Origin of the sequence: Mycobacterium terramassiliense (genome assembly GCF_900157385.1) — a bacterium.
GTDB lineage: Bacteria > Actinomycetota > Actinomycetes > Mycobacteriales > Mycobacteriaceae > Mycobacterium > Mycobacterium terramassiliense.
The window spans coordinates 2,445,288-2,462,633 of sequence record NZ_LT717701.1 but is presented as its reverse complement, the minus strand read 5'-3'; the positions used below and the strand labels follow the sequence as shown (position 1 = coordinate 2,462,633).

Here is a 17,346-nt window from a genome sequence, read left to right as displayed (position 1 = left end):
CGTTACGCGTTGTTAACGATTCGTAAAGACGCCTTCACTCGATTGACTCAAGTCGCGTGAGTCTCCAAGGTACTAATGATGTCTGTGGACAACCCGGCGTTGGTTGCTGCTTTCCGCACCGCCGAACACACCCGTCGGAGGCGCTGATGCTGCATGAGTTCTGGGAGAACTTCACCCACAACCTCTTCAAGCCGCTGTTGCTGTTCTTCTACTTCGGGTTCCTCATCCCAATCCTGAAGGTGCGGTTCGAGTTTCCCTACGTGATCTACCAGGGCCTGACCATGTACCTGTTGGTGTCGATCGGCTGGCAGGGCGGCGAAGAACTCGCCAAGGTCCAGCCCGCCGACATCGACAACATCGCGGGGTTCGCGGTGATGGGCTTCGCTCTGAACTTCGTCATCGGCGTCCTGGCGTACGTGGTGCTGAAATACACGACCCGAATGCGCCGGGTCGACCGCGCGACGGTCGCCGGCTATTACGGTTCGGACTCCGCGGGAACCTTCGCCACCTGCGTGGCCGTCCTGTCGGGCGTGGGCATCGCGTTCAACGCCTACATGCCCGTGTTGCTGGCCATCATGGAGATTCCCGGTTGCCTGGTGGCGCTGTACCTGGTGATGCGGCTCCGCCACCGTGGGCTCAACGAATCGGGTTATATGCCAGACGAACCCGGTTACGTCGCACCGGCGAGGGTCGGGGTCGGCCCCGGCACTGCCGCGCGGCCCCTGCCGGGTCAGAGCCTCAGCGCCGCCGAGGAGCAGGGCGTCGAGCAGGAACTCGAATTCTCGATGGAAAAGCTGGAGCACCCGGACTGGGAGCCAGACCACAGCCCGCCCCGCGGGAAAGCCAAGCGGATGCCGATATTCTCCCGCGAGATTTTTCAGGAAGTGTTCCTCAACCCCGGGCTCATTCTCCTCATCGGCGGCATCATCATCGGTTTCATCAGCGCGCTGCAGGGGCAAAAGGTCGTCCACGACCAGAACGAACTCTTCGTGGCGGCGTTTCAGGGCGTGCTGTGCCTGTTCTTGCTCGAGATGGGCATGACGGCATCGCGTAAGTTGCAGGATCTCAAGCTGGCCGGGCGCGGTTTCATCCTCTTCGGCTTGCTGGCGCCGAACTTGTTTGCGGTGCTGGGGATCCTGGCCGCCTACAGCTACGCCGACCTCACGAATACGCACTTCCAGCCCGGCACCTATGTGCTGTTCGCGGTGCTGTGCGGCGCGGCGTCCTACATCACCGTGCCCGCGGTGCAACGGCTGGCGATCCCCGAGGCCAGCCCGACGCTGCCGCTGGCCGCGTCGCTGGGCCTGACGTTCTCCTACAACGTCACCATCGGGATTCCGCTCTACATCGAGATCAATCGCGCAGTCGCGCATTGGTTTCCGGGCGTGTAAAAGCTCATCCCAATAGCGTGCGCACCACGCCGTCGGCCAGCAGCCGGCCGCGCGGAGTGAGCACCAGCCGCTCGCCCTCGGACGCCAGCAACCCGTCGGCGACCGCGGTTTGGGCGCGTTGACGTTCGGCGTCCCCCAGCCGGTCCAGCGGAAGCCCTTGCCGCAACCGGGTTTTCAACAACACCTCCTCGGTGTGCAGCGCGTCGCCATCGAGCCGCTCGAAACCCGAGACCGGAAGCGTGCCGTCGGCCAGCAGCTCGGCATAGGCGTTGGGGTGCTTGACGTTCCACCAGCGCGTCGCACCGACGTACCCGTGGGCGCCCGGCCCCGCACCCCACCACTGGCCGCCGTTCCAGTAGCCAAGGTTGTGCCGGCACTCGCCGCCCGGGCGGCTCCAGTTGGACACCTCGTACCAGCTCATGCCGGCGCCGGACAGCCGGGCGTCGACCAATTCGTAGCGGTGCGCCAGCACGTCGTCGTCGGGGGCCGCGAGCTCCCCGCGCCGAACCCGCCGGGCCAGCGCGGTGCCCTCCTCCACGACCAGGGCGTACGCCGATACGTGGTCGACGCCGGTGTCGACCGCGGTGTCGACGGAACGGAGCAGATCGTCGTCGGACTCCCCCGGCGTTCCGTAGATCAGGTCGAGGCTGACGTGTTCGAAGCCCTCGGCCAGCGCCTCGCGGGCCGCGGCCGCCGACCGGTTCGGCGTGTGTATCCGGTCCAGGACCCCCAGCACCCGCGGGGACACCGACTGCATGCCCAGCGACACCCGGGTGTAGCCGGCGGTGCGGGTCGCCGAGAAGAAGTCCGGCCAGGCCGATTCGGGGTTGGCCTCGGTGGTGATTTCGGCGTCGGGCGCCAGGACGAAGTGATCGCGCACCATGCCCAGCAGCCGGACCATCCGCTCGCCGCCCAGCAGCGACGGCGTCCCTCCGCCGACGAACACCGTGCTCACGGTCGGTCCGTCCAACCGCGCGGCCGCCAGCTCCAGCTCCGCCCCCAGCGCCTCCAGCCAGGCGTCGGGGTTGACGCCGCCCAGTTCGGCCGGGGTGTAGGTGTTGAAGTCGCAATACCCGCATCGCGTGAAGCAGAACGGGACGTGGACGTACAGCCCGAACGGCTGCCCGGGACTCGGCTGCAGGGCGGGCAGCTCGACCGGGGCCTCGCGAAGTGGCATGCCAAATCCTCCCACGCCGGCCCGGTCGCGGCGTGCGGCGTCCCCGCCGGCGCGCGCATCGACGCTGGTCACGCCCCTCAAGCGGCCCTGGACGGAGCCCGTCGCTTTCCCAGGGGATTGGTGGCTGAGTGTGCCCGGGCGCCCAGGGTCGCTGCCTAGTTTGGGTCACCGTGAGGAAAAATATGACCTGCTCGAAACCCCCGCCCCGGTCCATGGCAGAATGGCAGCCGTGACCGCCAACCGCAGCTTGCGCATCGCCCTCGTGGCGCGGCGGCACATTGATCTCAAGCGCGTCTGCAGCTGTTGCTGTCTGCCTTGATCTCGTAGACCCGCCCCGCCTGTACCTCTAGCTGGCTGCCGGATCTGCGCCGCCGGAATAAATCGGTGACCTGCGCTGTCTGACGCCCGTGAGATCCGTGAAGGAGAACCCCCGAATGACAACAGCCCCTCCCGCGAAGTCGCGCAACGAGGGCCAGTGGGCGCTGGGAAATCGCGAGGCGCTCAACCCCAACGAGGAGATGAAGCAGGCCGGCGCACCGCTGGAGGTCCGGGATCGCATCGAGAACATCTACGCGCAGGGCGGATTCGACAGCATCGACAAGAGCGACCTGCGTGGTCGCTTCCGCTGGTGGGGCCTCTACACCCAGCGCGAACAGGGTTACGACGGGTCATACACCGGCGACGAGAACGCCGAGTTGCTCGAGGCCAAGTACTTCATGATGCGGGTGCGCTGCGACGGCGGCGCGCTGTCGACCGCCGCCCTGCGCACCGTGGGCCAGATCTCGACCGAGTTCGGCCGGGACACCGCCGACATCTCCGACCGGCAGAACGTGCAAATGCACTGGATCGAGGTGGGCAACGTCCCCGAGATCTGGCGGCGGCTCGACGAGGTCGGGCTGCAGACCGCCGAGGCGTGCGGCGACTGCCCGCGGGTGATCCTGGGCTCGCCCCTGGCCGGCGAATCCCTCGACGAAGTGATAGACCCCACCTGGGCGATCGACGAGATCGTGCGTCGCTACATCGGGAAGCCGGACTTCGCCGACCTACCCCGCAAGTACAAGACCGCCATCTCCGGCCTGCAGGACGTCGCGCACGAGATCAACGACATCGCCTTCATCGGCGTCAACCATCCCGAGCACGGTCCGGGCCTGGACCTCTGGGTGGGCGGGGGCCTGTCCACCAACCCGATGCTCGCCCAGCGCGTCGGCGCCTGGGTTCCGCTGGACGAGGTGCCCGAGGTGTGGATGGCGGTGACCTCGATCTTCCGCGACTACGGCTACCGGCGCCTGCGGTCCAAGGCGCGGCTGAAGTTCCTGATCAAGGACTGGGGCATCGAAAAGTTCCGCGAAGTTCTCGAAACCGAGTACCTCAAGCGTCCGTTGATCGACGGCCCGGCCCCCGAGCCGGTCACGCATCCGATCGATCACGTCGGGGTGCAGCGGCTGAAGAACGGGCTCAACGCCGTCGGGGTCGCCCCGATCGCGGGGCGCGTTTCGGGCACCATCCTGTCGACGGTGGCCGACCTGGCCGAGCGGGCCGGTTCAAACCGGATCCGGTTTACGCCGTACCAGAAGCTGATCGTCCTCGACGTGCCCGACGCCAAGCTCGACGAGCTGATCGCCGGCGTGGAGGCGCTGGGTCTGCAGGCCCGCCCGTCGCGGTGGCGCCGAAACCTCATGGCCTGCACGGGGATCGAGTTCTGTAAGTTGTCTTTCGCCGAAACACGGGGCAGGGCACAGGAATTGGTGCCCGAGCTGGAGCGCCGGCTCGAGGACCTCAACTCCCGGCTGGACGTGCCGATCACGGTCAACATCAACGGTTGCCCGAACTCGTGCGCGCGAATTCAAGTCGCCGACATCGGGTTCAAGGGCCAGATGGTCGACGACGGTCACGGCGGCTCGGTCGAGGGCTTCCAGGTGCATCTGGGCGGCAGCCTCGGCCTGGACAGCGGTTTCGGCCGAAAACTGCGTCAGCACAAGGTCACCAGCGACGAGCTGGGCGACTACATCGATCGGGTAGTACGTAACTTCATCAAGCACCGGAGCGACGGCGAACGATTCGCCCAGTGGGTCGTTCGCGCCGAGGAAGGCGACTTGCGATGAGCTTGGAAACGACCAGCCCCACCGAGGCCGACCTGCGTGAGCTGGCCGCCCGTGGCGCCGTGGACCTCGAGGGCGCCAGCGCCACCGACCTGCTGCGCTGGACCGACGAGAATTTCGGCGGTGTGAACGGCCCGCGCGCGTGGGCGACATGCAACTACGTGGTGGCCTCGAGCATGCAGGAGGCCGTGCTGATTGACCTGGCGGCCAAGGTGCGGCCGGGCGTGCCGGTGATGTTTCTGGACACCGGCTACCACTTCGTGGAGACCATCGGCACCCGCGACGCGATCGAATCCGTCTACGACATCCGCGTGGTCAACGTCACGCCCGAGCACACCGTGGCCGAGCAGGACCGGCTGCTGGGCAAGGACCTCTTCGCGCGTGACCCCGGCGAGTGCTGCCGGCTGCGGAAGGTCGCCCCGCTGGGCAAGGCGCTGCGCGGCTACTCGGCGTGGGTCACCGGCCTACGCCGCAGCGACTCGCCGACGCGCGCCAACGCCCCTCTGGTCAGCTTCGACGAGGGCTACAAGCTGGTGAAGATCAACCCGCTGGCGACGTGGACCGACGAGGACATGCAGAACTACATCGACGAGCACGACGTGCTGGTCAATCCCCTTGTCTACGATGGCTATCCGTCGATCGGCTGCGCCCCTTGCACGGCCAAGCCCGCCGAGGGCGCCGACCCGCGCAGCGGGCGCTGGCAGGGCCACGCCAAGACCGAATGCGGGTTGCACGCGTCGTGACGGCGCTCGTGCTGACCGCGCACGGAAGCAAGGATCCACGCTCGGCGGCCAACGCCCGAGCCGTCGCCGACGAGCTCGCGCGCACGCGGCGCGGCCTGGACGTGCGACTGGCCTTCTGCGAGCTGAACACGCCCAGCCTGGCCGACGTCCTCGGGGACCTGGCGGGCGGCGCGGTGGTGACCCCGTTGCTGTTGGCGAACGCCTACCACGCGCGCGTCGACATCCCCGCCCAGATCGCCGGCACCGGCGCCGATGTTCTACAAGCCGACGTCCTTGGCGAGGATCCGCGGCTGATCTCGCTGCTGCGACAGCGGGTCACGCAGTTGGGCGTTTCCCGGCTCGACGATCAGGTCGGCGTGCTCGTGGCGGCGATCGGCTCATCCGACGCGCGCGCCAATGCGCGCACTCGGCAGGTGGCGCAGCACCTGCTGGCGGGCACGAATTGGGCGGGCGCGACGATGGCGTTCGTGACGCGTCCGGAGCCGTCGCTGGCCGAGGCCGCCGGCCGGTTGCGCCGGCAGGGCGCCCTCCGGGTGGTCATCGCTCCGTGGTTCCTGGCGCCCGGCCTGCTGCCGGACCGGGTGCGCGAATTCGCGGACGGCTCCGGCATCGAGCTGGCGGAACCCCTGGGCGCGCACCGCTTGGTCGCCGAGACGGTGCTGGACCGCTTCGACGAAGCCCTGAAATCTCGAATCCACGGCATCGCGGCCTGAGCCGACGAGCGTCAGTACGAGGCCTCGTTGGTCACGTTCTGTCGAGCATCTCGGCTCCCGCGTCGCGATTGACCGCGCGGATGATGCGGCAGACGGACCGATCGTGAGGACCCTTCGATCGGCAAGACGAGTCGTCAGGAGGGCGCGTGGACGACGACAACATGCCGAGTGTGGCTGAAAAACCTAGCGGGTCGGCGTGCGTGGCGCGATGGGCTGGCACGTCCGGATTCGTCCTCCCCACGATCGCGCTTGCGATTTATCCGATCTGGTCATTCCCGGGGACCCAGACGTCGGGTACCGAAGTGGCGCTGTGGGCCGCGGCCCACCACGATCGGTTGGTCGTGACGATGCTGCTCAATACCGTCGGCGTCACGCTCTGGCTTGTATTCGGCGCCGCAGTATGGACTTTCCTACGTGATCGACTTCCCGCCAGATCGACTCTCCCGACGTGTTTCGCCGCTGGCTTCATCGGATGCGTGGTCCTTTTGCTTGGCGGGTTCACCGCGTTCGACCTGCTCCTCTACCGACACCATGAGGCTGAGAACTCAACGCTGCTGTACGACCTGACCTTCGGATTGCTGGCAATGTCGGGAATGCCCACCGTCGTGGCGCTGGGGTCGTTCGCGGTTGCGGTGTACGTCCATCGGGTGCTGCCAAGGTTTACCGCGCACCTCGCGATCGCCGGCGCAGCAGTACACCCCCTGCTCCTCGCAGCGTTCATCGTCCATGATGGGCCGCTTTCGCTCGAGGGTTTCTCGATTACGGGAATGCCGGCTTTCTTGTTCGCCTGGATTCTCGGAACCGCCCTCGCGATGCCACCCGAGGCTCAGTGATCAGGAAGCCGTTTTATCGACGGCGAAGCTGCGAATGGATTCCGCCGCTGCATCTCGGCCAACCGACAGACAGCCGCGAGTCAACACGTATGCAGCACCCCGAAAAAATCCTGAATGGCGCCGAAGACGACCCGTAGGTCGCGGCAGTCCGCGTCGCCGCCTAATTGACCCGATCCGTCCAGTAAACTTCGTGGCTTGAGCGGGCCGTCCATTCGAGCGCTGCTGGCCGCCTTGGTGCTGTGGCTGGCCGCATGCGGCGGCAACCACCCGATGAGTCCCGATGCGGCGGGTCCGTGCGAGATCGTGCCCAACGGCACGCCGGTTCCCGAGACCCCTTCGGCCTCAACGCCTTCGACGCGGAACATCGCGGCCAGCCCCGAAACGGCGACCGGATACCGCAGCGACATGACGGTGGTGCGCACCGCGCACTACGCGGTGGCCACGGCCAATCCCCTGTCGACGCAGGCGGCCTGCCGGGTGCTGCGGGACGGCGGCACGGCCGCCGATGCGATGGTGGCGGCCCAGGCCGTCCTCGGTCTGGTCGAACCGCAGTCGTCGGGCCTGGGCGGCGGCGGATTCGCCGTGTACTACGACGCCGGCGCCGGTTCGGTCGAGGCCTATGACGGCCGCGAAGTCTCCCCCGCGCGGGCGGACGAGGACTACCTGCGCTGGATCGGCGACAACGATCGCGCCACCCCCCGGCCCGACGCGCGCGCCTCGGGCCGATCGATCGGGGTGCCGGGCATTCCCCGGATGCTCGAACTGGTGCACCACGACCACGGCCGCGCGTCATGGCGCGATCTCTTCAACCCCGCGATCGCGTTGGCCGACAACGGCTTCGACATCAGTCCCAGGATGGCCACCGCCATCGTCGACTCGGTTCCACAACTGCGGGTCGATCCGCAGGCGCGCGGCTACTTCCTCAACCCGGACGGCAGCCCGAGGGCCGCGGGAACCCGCCTGACCAACCCCGCCTACTCAAAGACGTTGTCCGCCATCGCCTCCGCCGGCGCCAACGCCTTCTACACCGGGGACATCGCGCACGACATCGTCGCCGAAGCCGGCGATGCCTCGGGAGGGCGCACGCCGAGCCTGATGACCCACGAGGACCTGGCGGGCTACGTCGCCAAGAAACGCGACCCGCTGTGCTCGCCGTATCGCGGCCGGCAAATCTGCGGCATGCCCACCCCGTCGTCGGGCGGCGTCGCGGTGGCGGCCACGCTGGGAATCCTCGAGCATTTCCCGATGGGAAACTATCCGCCCACCGACGTCGACCTCAACGGCGGCCGCCCGAGCGTGCTGGGCGTGCACCTGGTCTCCGAAGCCGAGCGGCTGGCCTACGCCGACCGCGACAAGTACGTCGCCGACGCCGATTTCGTCGGGCTGCCGGGCGGTTCACTCGCCACGCTGATCGACCCGGGCTATCTGGCCGGGCGCGCCGCGCTGATCTCGCTGCAGCACAGCATGGGAACCGCCAAAGCCGGTGACTTCGGCACGCCCGGCGGCGTCGCAGCGCCCGGGCGGGAGCACGGTACCAGCCACGTCAGCATCATCGATTCCTACGGCAACGCGGCCGCCTTCACGACGACCGTCGAGTCGCCGTTCGGCTCGTTCCACATGGTCGACGGGTTCGTCCTCAACAACCAGCTCACCGATTTCGCCGCCAACCCCCGCGCGGCCGACGGATCGCCGGTGGCCAACCGCGTCCAGCCCGGCAAGCGGCCGCGCAGCTCGATGGCCCCGACGCTGGTGTTCGATGCCGCGCCGACGGGGCGGGGGGCGTTGTACGCCGTGACGGGCTCACCCGGCGGTTCCACGATCATTCAGTACGTGGTGAAAACTCTTGTTGCGATGCTGGATTGGGGCCTGAACCCGCAGCAGGCGGTGTCCCTGGTCGACTTCGGTGCGGACAACTCGCCGCAAACCAACGTCGGCGGCGAGGATCCGGAGATCAACCGCTCCGACAATGGCGATCACGATCCGCTGGTGGCCGGCCTGCGCGCGTTGGGACATCAGGTGAATCTGACCGACCAGTCCAGCGGCCTTTCCGCGATCACCCGCAGCTCGTCTCGATGGACCGGCGGTGCCGACCCCCGCCGCGAGGGCGCCGTCATGGGCGACCCCGGATGACTCACGCCGACGTCAGCGTGCTCCGGTCCTCCTCGGCGCCCCCGCTACCCCGGATCCCGATGTCGCTGGGCAGGGGCGGGACGCGGGTCGCTCGGACGTAGACGGTGTCGCCGTCGCGCAGGGCCAGCGCCTCGGCGTCGCCGCGGGTGATCTGCGCGGTGAAGGCGGCCCCCGTTGCCGCGCTGGTCATCTCCACGCGCACCTCGAATCCCAGCGCGACCACCCGGTCCACCGTCGCGCGCACCACGCCGATGGACTCCGCGGTGCCGTCTCCGCCGGCCACGGCCATATCGGGCTTGCGGCCGACGCGGATGTCGTGCGGGCGGACCAACGCGCCGTTGAGTTCCGAGACCGCGCCCAAAAACGACATCACGAACGCACTCGCCGGGGAGTCGTAGACCTCGGTTGGCGATCCGACCTGCTCGATGCGGCCCTTGTTCAGCACCGCGATCCGGTCGGCCACATCGAGCGCCTCCGCCTGGTCGTGGGTGACCAGCACGGTGGTGACGTGTACCTCGTCGTGCAGCCGCCGCAACCACGCCCGCAGGTCCTCGCGGACCTTGGCGTCCAGCGCACCGAACGGCTCGTCGAGCAGCAGCACCTGCGGATCGACGGCCAGCGCCCGGGCCAGCGCCATGCGCTGCCGTTGGCCGCCGGAAAGCTGGTTGGGATAGCGGGTCTGAAATCCGCTCAGCCCCACCACTTCCAGCAGGTTGTCAACCTTTTCCTTGATTTCGGCCTTGGGCCGCTTGCGAATTCGCAACCCATAGGCCACGTTGTCCCGAACGGTCAGGTGCTTGAACGCGGCATAATGCTGGAACACGAACCCGATGCCGCGGCGCTGCGGCGGCACCCCGGTGACGTCGCGACCGTTGATCGTGACGGTTCCGGTGTCGGGCTGGTCCAGGCCGGCGATGGCCCGCAGCAGGGTCGACTTGCCCGAACCGCTGGGGCCCAACAACGCCGTCAGCGAGCCCTTCGGCACGACGAAGTCCACGTGGTCCAGGGCGACGAAGTCGCCGTAATGTTTGTATGCGTCGTGCACGATGATCGCGTTTTCACCGCGCTCGGGTCGGCTGTCGGTCATCACGAGTCTCCTTGTCGCGCTTACTTGGTCGCTCGGGCCCGGCGGACGTCGAGAACCAGCTGGAAGATCAGGACCAGCACGGCCACCCCCATCAGCAGTGTCGACAGCGCGTAGGCGCCGTACTCCGCCCCGCGGTTGTACCGGTCCGCGACGAGCAATGTCAGGGTCTGCGACTTCCCGGGCAGGTTGGACGACACGATGATCACCGCGCCGAATTCGCCGAGGGTGCGCGCCACGGTCAGCACGACACCGTAGGTCAGGCCCCACCGGATCGACGGCAACGTGATTCGCCAAAACGTCTGCCACCAGCCCGAACCCAGGGTGGCGGCCGCCTCCTCCTGGTCGGTCCCCAGCTCATGCAGCACCGGTTCCACCTCGCGCACCACGAACGGCAGGGTGACGAAGATACTGGCCAACACGATCCCGGGCAACCCAAAAATGATCTTGAGCCCGAGGTCTCGTTCGACGAAGCCAAAGGCGCCGGCCGCCCCCCACAGCAGGATCAACGCCACGCCCACGATCACGGGAGACACCGCGAACGGCAGATCGATGACCGCCTGCAGCACCCCCTTGCCGCGGAAACGGTTGCGCGCCAGTACCAGTGCGGTCGGGATGCCGAACACCACGTTGAGCGGCACCACGATCGCCACCACCAGCAGCGTCAAATTCAGCGCCGATATTGCCGCCGGTGTGCTCACCCAGTCGAAGAACTGACCTAGGCCGGGCCGGAAAGTCCGCCACAGGATCAACGTCACCGGAACGACGAGCAACACGAAGATGTAGGCCAGCGCCGCGAACCGGAGGAGGTAACGGATCCTGGACGACGACGTCATGCGGCCAGCTCCTGACGCTTGGCGGCGCGCCCGCCCACGACCCGCAAGACGAGCAGCACGAAGAACGAGATCGCCAGCAGCACAATTGATATCGCCGCGGCACCGGTGCGGTCATCGTTTTCGATCAGCGTCCGTATCCACTGCGACGACACCTCGGTCTTGCCGGGTACGGCGCCGCCGATCAGCACCACCGACCCGAACTCGCCGATCGCACGCGAGAAGGCCAGTCCGGCGCCGGATAACAGCGCGGGCGTCAGGGAGGGCAACATGACCGAGGTGAAGACCTTCGGGCCGCTGGCACCCAGCGACGCCGCCGCCTCCTCGGTCTCCCGATCCATTTCCAGCAGTACGGGCTGAACGGCGCGCACCACAAAGGGCAACGTGACGAAGGCCAGCGCGACCGCCACCCCCCAGGCGGTGTGCTGCAGGTGCAGGCCCACCGGGCTGTTGTTGCCGTAGAGGGCCAGCATCACCAGGCTCGCCACGATGGTCGGCAGCGCGAACGGCAGATCGATGATCGCGTCCACGAGCCGTTTGCCGAAGAAGTCGTCGCGCACCAGCACCCACGCGATCAGCAGGCCGAAGATCACGTTGACGGCCGTCACCCCGGCGGAGATGGTCAGCGTCACCCTGAACGACTCCAGTGCGGCGTTCGACGTCACCGCCAGCCAGAAGGCGTGCCAACCGCCGGCGGCGGCCTGCCACGCGATGGCGGCCAGTGGCAGCAGCACGATCACCGAAAGCCACAGCGTCGCAACGCCGACCCGCAGTGACGTGGTCCCGGATCCGCGCAGGCGCCACGCGCGCGCCGGCGCCGGGTACTCGGGCGTCACGGTGGCCGTCATCCGGTGGCCTGCGTGTAGATCTTGGTGATGCTGCCGGTGTTCTTGTCGAACAGCTGCGGATCCGTTGTCCCCCAACCCCCGAGGTCGGCGATCGTCCACAGTTTCTCCGGCGCCGGATACTGGCCACGGAAGTCGGCGGCCACGGCCGGATCGACCGGTCGGAAGCCGGCCTGCGCCCACACCTTTTGCGCCGCGGCGGTGTACTGGAAGTTCTTGAAGGCGACGGCGGCATTCAGGTGGGAGCTGGTGCTCACCACCGCCACCGGGTTCTCGATCTTGAACGTCTGCGGCGGGTTGACGTGCTCGACGGGTTTGCCGGCCCGCTCCGTGGCGATCGCCTCGTTCTCGTAGCTGATCAACACGTCGCCGCTGCCCTGGACGAAGACATCGGTGGCCTCCCGGCCCGACCCGGGACGCAGTTTGACGTGTTCGCGCACCAGCTTGCTGACGAAGTCGACACCGGCCTGGGCGTTGTTGCCGCCCTGGCTCTTGACGGCGTACGGGGCGAGCAGGTTCCACTTGGCCGAACCCGAACTCAGCGGGCTGGGAGTGATGACCTCGACGCCCGGCCGCAGGAGGTCATCCCAGTCCTTGATGTTCTTCGGATTGCCCTTGCGCACCACCAGGGTTACCACCGACCCGAAGGGGATCCCCTTGGTGGCGTCGGTGTTCCAGTCCTTGGAAACCTTGCCGGCCTTGACCAATCGCGCGATGTCCGGCTCGACGGAGAAGTTCACGACGTCGGCCGGTTTACCGTCGACGACGCCGCGGGACTGGTCACCGGAGGCCCCGTACGAGGCGATCACCTGCACGCCCTTGCCCTCCTCCGAGGCGTTGAACGCGGGAATCGCCTTGCTCCAACCCGGTTCTGGGACCGAATAGGCGACCAGGGTGATGCTGGTGCGCGCGTTGCCCGGCCCGCCGCCCCCGACGACGTCGCTGGGGCCGCCCGCGCACGCGGCCACGACACCGACGATCAGCGCCAGCGCCGCGACACACCGAAGAACCGGCCGGCGCTGGGCGCTGCCGATGTCGTTGAGCATTGGTGGCCTTTCAGTGCGGGACTTGGTTCCTCGGTCCCGGTGCGGCGGAAAGGCGCTGAGCAATAAAGGAGAATTCACGACTCCAGACCAGACCGCGCACGGGGTTTGGGAGTCAGCGACAACAGTGCACGAAGACGGCGCATTCGAAAACACCGGACGCCTCGTGCATGTCGCGAAGCCTAACAGGATCCGCTTGACCCGTCTTGTCAGCGCGTCGCCAGCCACGCGACGATCACCAGCACGACGAGCGCGATCAGAATCAAGGTCACGTGTGACCGGGGCATGCGCGTTACCCGGGCGCCTCATCGGCGTGCCGGATCCGGCGCATCAACTTGATGCCCCGCCCGAGCAGGCCGTCGAGCACGGTCGCCGCTACGTAGGCCACCGCCAACACGGCGGGCATCACGATCAGGGCCTGCAGGACGAACGGCAGGCCGGAAAGCCACAGCTCGTTGCCGTCCCACCAATTCAGGAACGCGCTCACCCGCCTCACCCTATTCGCCCCGGGACCGTCGAACCAACGTGGGCGGATCGCGCACCGACGCGAGCGCCGCCCGGATCCCGGGCCCGGCGCCGGCCCACGCCGCCGTAAAAGTCACGGTGAGGGAAACACGGCGGCCCTCCGCGCGATTCGGCGGCAATAGCGCGAACGCCGGCAAAATCCGACATCCGCTGCGAACATTGGACGCCGGGCAGGTTGACAGTCGATGATGTCGGGATGGTTCTGCACGCCCAACCCGCCGACCAGCCGGCCGACGGTGCTCCCGGGGAGCCCGCTCTGGAAACGTTCGACACCGCCCGTGACACGGTGCTGCCCTCGCCGATCGATTTCAACGCGCCCGCGCCGCTCTCGGCCAGCACGTCGCTGCGGAACCCGTTTCCGCCGATCGCCGATTATGCGTTCCTGTCCGACTGGGAGACGACGTGCCTGATCTCCCCCGCCGGGTCGGTGGAGTGGCTGTGCGTGCCACGGCCCGACTCGCCGAGCGTGTTCGGCGCGATCCTTGATCGCAGCGCGGGGCATTTCCGGCTCGGCCCGTACGGCGTCTCGGTGCCCTCGGCCCGCCGCTACCTCCCAGGCAGCCTGATCATGGAGACCACGTGGCAGACCCACACCGGGTGGCTCATCGTGCGCGATGCCCTCGTGATGGGCAAGTGGCACGACATCGAGCGGCGGTCGCGAACCCATCGCCGCACCCCGATGGACTGGGACGCCGAGCACATCCTGCTGCGCACCGTGCGCTGCGTCAGCGGCACCGTCGAGCTGATGATGAGCTGCGAGCCGGCCTTCGACTACCACCGCGTCGGCTCCACCTGGGAATACTCGGCCAACGCGTACGGCGAGGCCATCGCCCGCGCCACCCGACAACCGGATGCCCACCCGACGCTGCGGCTGACCACCAACCTGCGCATCGGGCTGGAGGGCCGCGAAGCGCGCGCCCGCACCCGGATGAAGGAGGGCGACGACATCTTCGTCGCCCTGAGCTGGACCAAGCACCCCGCGCCGCAGACCTACGAAGAGGCCGCCGACAAGATGTGGCAGACCACCGAGTGCTGGCGGCAATGGATCAACATCGGCAACTTCCCCGACCACCCGTGGCGGGCCTACCTGCAGCGCAGCGCGCTCACGCTGAAGGGGTTGACCTACTCACCCACGGGCGCGCTGCTGGCGGCCAGCACCACGTCGCTTCCGGAGACGCCGCACGGCGAGCGCAACTGGGACTACCGCTACGCCTGGGTCCGCGACTCGACGTTCGCGTTGTGGGGCCTGTACACCCTGGGACTGGACCGCGAAGCCGACGACTTCTTCGCGTTCATCGCCGACGTCTCCGGCGCCAACAGCAACGAGCGGCACCCGCTGCAGGTGATGTACGGCGTCGGCGGGGAGCGCAGCCTGGTCGAAGACGAGCTGCACCACCTCTCCGGCTACGACCACGCCCGGCCGGTGCGCATCGGCAACGGCGCTTACGACCAGGTCCAGCACGACATCTGGGGCTCGATCCTGGACTCGTTCTACCTGCACGCCAAGTCGCGCGAGCAAATCCCGGAGACCCTGTGGCCGGTGCTGAAGAAGCAGGTGGAAGAGGCGATCAAGCACTGGCGTGAGCCCGACCGCGGCATCTGGGAGGTGCGCGGGGCGCCGCAGCACTTCACGTCGTCGAAGGTGATGTGCTGGGTGGCGCTCGACCGCGGCACCAAGCTCGCCGAGCGGCAGGGCGAGAAGAGCTACGCCCAGCAGTGGCGGGCCATCGCCGAGGAGATCAAGGCCGACATCCTCGAGCACGGGGTGGACTCGCGCGGCGTGTTCACCCAGCGCTACGGCAGCGACGCGCTGGATGCGTCGCTGCTGCTGGTGGTGCTGACCCGGTTCCTGCCGCCGGACGACCCGCGCGTGCGCAATACCGTGCTGGCGATCGCCAACGAACTCACCGAGGAAGGCCTGGTGCTGCGCTACCGGGTCGAGGAGACCGACGATGGGCTGTCCGGCGAGGAGGGCACGTTCACGATCTGCTCGTTCTGGCTGGTGTCGGCGCTGGTCGAGATCGGCGAGGTGGGCCGCGCCAAGCGGCTGTGCGAGCGGCTGCTGTCCTACGCCAGCCCGCTGCACCTGTACGCCGAGGAGATCGAGCCGCGCACCGGACGGCATCTGGGCAACTTCCCGCAGGCGTTCACCCACCTGGCGCTGATCAACGCCGTGGTGCACGTCATCCGGGCCGAGGAGGAGGCCGACAGCACCGGCGGCTTCCAGCCCGCGAACGCGCCCATGTGACACGGCGCCTCAGATCAGCGAGCCGACTCTGTCCATCATGAAGCGCGCGATCTCGACGGCGCTGTCGTCGAGATCGGCCGGCCCGCGAGCCGGCGGTCGTGCGGAATTGAAGAAATCCACCTCGACCTCGATGAGGCAATTGCCGCGCACCGCGATGGCACGCCGCGCCGGGATGGACACCGAATCCGGATCGGACGACCGCCATCCTTCCCAAACCGTTGCCGCCACAACGGAATCAGCGGTCTGCACGTCGGTGATCCTGCCCTTGAGCCGGAACACACCGCCCGGCAACGACGTCTGCGCGCCATTGCATTCCTGCCATTGCCGAGAAAACGTCGCGAACAACGCGTCGGCGTCAGCGGCGGTGGGCAGGCTGACCACGCCCTCCTTGACGTCCGTCACATCCGCGGGCTTAGTGGCGTGCCGCCACGCCGCAACCGCGACCTCTTCGACCTCGCTGGATTCGTAGACGCCTTGCTGCAGCATCGCGACAACCCCGAGGCAGCGGTCGGGCAAAGCCGTTCCAGCGTCCTGCAACGCCTCGGCGCCGCCGAACTGTGGCGGAAAACGAAGGTCAAGGTCCAATGGCTGCTTGAGGATTCGCGAGAGCGTTTCATCGCCCAGCAGCACGTGGTCGACGGCTGGCCCGCCCAGCGATCGCGGCGCCAGGCCCGGCGCCGGCGTCGCCGTGCCGCCGACGTGCACCGCGCAGCCGGCGACGAACATCACGACAGTCAACGGGACTACCAAGAGCCAGCGGTGTTTCATGCGCTCACCTCGGCGTAGTCGTTAACCTTTTGTTCACCTTGATTTTATTCCTCGTTTCCCGAAGGCGCACCACGGCGCGCCGGAAACACAGGCCAGCCGCAGCGAGGTCTCAGGCTCTTTTCAGCGCCCGCGTCAGCCCAGGGCGTTGACCCTGTCCATCATCGCGTGCGCGATGTCGACGGCGCTGGTGTCGACGTTGCCCGATCCCGGGTCGGACGCGCGTCGCTCGCCGAAGAAGACCACCTCGACCTCGACCAGGCAGTTCGACTGGACACCGAGGGCTCGCGCCTGAGGGGTGGGCCGCAGAGGTGGCATGTTGGGCAGCGTCGACGTCGCCGTATTGGTCGCGGCGACAATGGTATTCGAGGCATCGGCAACCCGGACGTCACTGATCGCGTTCGTCGTGCTGATCGGGCCGGTTTGTTCCGTCATCGTGGTGCCCCCGCACTGCTGCCACTGCTGCGAGAACTGCGCGAACTGCGCGGCGGCCTGCGCGGCCGAGGGCAACGTCACCACGCCCTCGATCACGGTGAGAACCTGCGCCGGTTCGCCGTTGTTCCACCACGACTCCGACGCAACGTCTTTGACGTCGGCGGGCTGCGGGCCGGATAGGTAGACACTCTTCTGCAGCATCGCGGTCACGCCCAGGCAACCGGCCGGCGACACCGTCTCGTCCTTGTGGTACAGCGTTTCGGGGCCGCCGAACTCGGGTGGGTTGCGGGCGACCAAGGGCTGGCTGAGCATCCGCGACAGCGTGGCCCCGTCGAGGAGCACCTGCTTGACGGTCGCACCGCTGAGCGGCCGCGGCTTCAGATTCGGCGCCGGCTTCGCGGTGCCGCCCACCACCGTGCCGCAGCCCGCCGCCAACGCGGCGACCAGTAGCAACGCCGTCGCCGCCCAGATTCTCCGCACGG

The 17,346-nt window shown here is 67.8% G+C and carries 16 protein-coding genes; 8 read left to right on the top strand and 8 right to left on the bottom strand.

The annotated features are described in order from the left end of the window. Window positions 1-146: 146 nt before the first annotated feature. Window positions 147-1,391, top strand: coding sequence for a sodium-dependent bicarbonate transport family permease (locus MTAB308_RS26275; protein WP_077103532.1), 1,245 nt, complete (start codon window positions 147-149; stop codon window positions 1,389-1,391). A 4-nt stretch (window positions 1,392-1,395) separates the two neighbouring features. Here MTAB308_RS26275 and hemW read toward each other — a convergent pair whose 3' ends face one another. Next, window positions 1,396-2,568 (bottom strand): radical SAM family heme chaperone HemW, encoded by a 1,173-nt coding sequence (hemW, locus tag MTAB308_RS26270; protein ID WP_077104825.1) that lies wholly within the window; start codon window positions 2,566-2,568, stop codon window positions 1,396-1,398. On the opposite strand from hemW, the gene MTAB308_RS30690 reads away from it, so the two are divergent. From MTAB308_RS30690 to MTAB308_RS26245, 6 genes are all read left to right on the top strand, one after another. After that, complete coding sequence (locus MTAB308_RS30690; RefSeq protein WP_425436331.1) at window positions 2,567-2,887, top strand: Ms4527A family Cys-rich leader peptide; 321 nt, start codon at window positions 2,567-2,569, stop codon at window positions 2,885-2,887. The two genes, hemW and MTAB308_RS30690, sit on opposite strands and share 2 nt — an antisense overlap. Before the next feature lie 115 nt (window positions 2,888-3,002). Next, a complete protein-coding gene (locus MTAB308_RS26265; RefSeq protein WP_077103530.1) occupies window positions 3,003-4,670 on the top strand; it encodes a nitrite/sulfite reductase in 1,668 nt (555 codons plus the stop codon). Beyond that, a complete protein-coding gene (locus tag MTAB308_RS26260) occupies window positions 4,667-5,410 on the top strand; it encodes a phosphoadenylyl-sulfate reductase (RefSeq protein WP_077103528.1) in 744 nt (247 codons plus the stop codon). The genes MTAB308_RS26265 and MTAB308_RS26260 overlap by 4 nt, the downstream gene beginning before the upstream one ends. Further along, entirely contained in the window at window positions 5,389-6,123 is a 735-nt protein-coding gene (locus MTAB308_RS26255; protein ID WP_173842232.1) for a sirohydrochlorin chelatase, read from the top strand. The genes MTAB308_RS26260 and MTAB308_RS26255 overlap by 22 nt, the downstream gene beginning before the upstream one ends. Before the next feature lie 146 nt (window positions 6,124-6,269). After that, window positions 6,270-6,956, top strand: a complete 687-nt coding sequence (locus tag MTAB308_RS26250) for a hypothetical protein (RefSeq protein ID WP_245831499.1) — start codon at window positions 6,270-6,272, stop codon at window positions 6,954-6,956. A 195-nt stretch (window positions 6,957-7,151) separates the two neighbouring features. Then, window positions 7,152-9,086, top strand: a complete 1,935-nt coding sequence (locus tag MTAB308_RS26245; RefSeq protein ID WP_077103524.1) for a gamma-glutamyltransferase family protein — start codon at window positions 7,152-7,154, stop codon at window positions 9,084-9,086. 1 nt (window position 9,087) lies between these two features. Here MTAB308_RS26245 and MTAB308_RS26240 read toward each other — a convergent pair whose 3' ends face one another. The 5 genes from MTAB308_RS26240 to MTAB308_RS26220 all read right to left on the bottom strand — a co-directional run bounded on the left by MTAB308_RS26240 (window position 9,088) and on the right by MTAB308_RS26220 (window position 13,378). Next, window positions 9,088-10,173, bottom strand: coding sequence for a sulfate/molybdate ABC transporter ATP-binding protein (locus MTAB308_RS26240; protein ID WP_077103522.1), 1,086 nt, complete (start codon window positions 10,171-10,173; stop codon window positions 9,088-9,090). 20 nt (window positions 10,174-10,193) lie between these two features. Continuing rightward, window positions 10,194-11,006, bottom strand: coding sequence for a sulfate ABC transporter permease subunit CysW (cysW, locus tag MTAB308_RS26235; RefSeq protein WP_077103520.1), 813 nt, complete (start codon window positions 11,004-11,006; stop codon window positions 10,194-10,196). Further along, a complete protein-coding gene (gene cysT, locus MTAB308_RS26230) occupies window positions 11,003-11,851 on the bottom strand; it encodes a sulfate ABC transporter permease subunit CysT (protein ID WP_077103518.1) in 849 nt (282 codons plus the stop codon). The genes cysW and cysT overlap by 4 nt, the downstream gene beginning before the upstream one ends. Beyond that, window positions 11,848-12,894 carry a sulfate ABC transporter substrate-binding protein gene (locus MTAB308_RS26225; protein WP_077103516.1) on the bottom strand — a complete coding sequence of 349 codons (1,047 nt, stop codon included), beginning with the start codon at window positions 12,892-12,894 and terminating at the stop codon, window positions 11,848-11,850. The genes cysT and MTAB308_RS26225 overlap by 4 nt, the downstream gene beginning before the upstream one ends. A 289-nt stretch (window positions 12,895-13,183) precedes the next feature. Beyond that, the gene (locus MTAB308_RS26220; RefSeq protein ID WP_077103514.1) at window positions 13,184-13,378 is read right to left on the bottom strand and encodes a hypothetical protein; all 195 of its coding nucleotides are present in this window, start codon (window positions 13,376-13,378) and stop codon (window positions 13,184-13,186) included. Window positions 13,379-13,612: 234 nt separating this feature from the next. Between MTAB308_RS26220 and MTAB308_RS26215 the strand changes: the two genes are divergently transcribed. Then, the gene (locus tag MTAB308_RS26215) at window positions 13,613-15,664 is read left to right on the top strand and encodes a glycoside hydrolase family 15 protein (RefSeq protein WP_077103512.1); all 2,052 of its coding nucleotides are present in this window, start codon (window positions 13,613-13,615) and stop codon (window positions 15,662-15,664) included. 9 nt (window positions 15,665-15,673) lie between these two features. Here the strand turns inward: MTAB308_RS26215 and MTAB308_RS26210 are convergent, their stop codons facing one another. Further along, entirely contained in the window at window positions 15,674-16,432 is a 759-nt protein-coding gene (locus tag MTAB308_RS26210) for a sensor domain-containing protein (protein ID WP_077103510.1), read from the bottom strand. A 132-nt stretch (window positions 16,433-16,564) separates the two neighbouring features. Beyond that, complete coding sequence (locus tag MTAB308_RS26205) at window positions 16,565-17,344, bottom strand: sensor domain-containing protein (protein ID WP_077103508.1); 780 nt, start codon at window positions 17,342-17,344, stop codon at window positions 16,565-16,567. Between the last annotated feature and the right edge of the window lie 2 nt (window positions 17,345-17,346).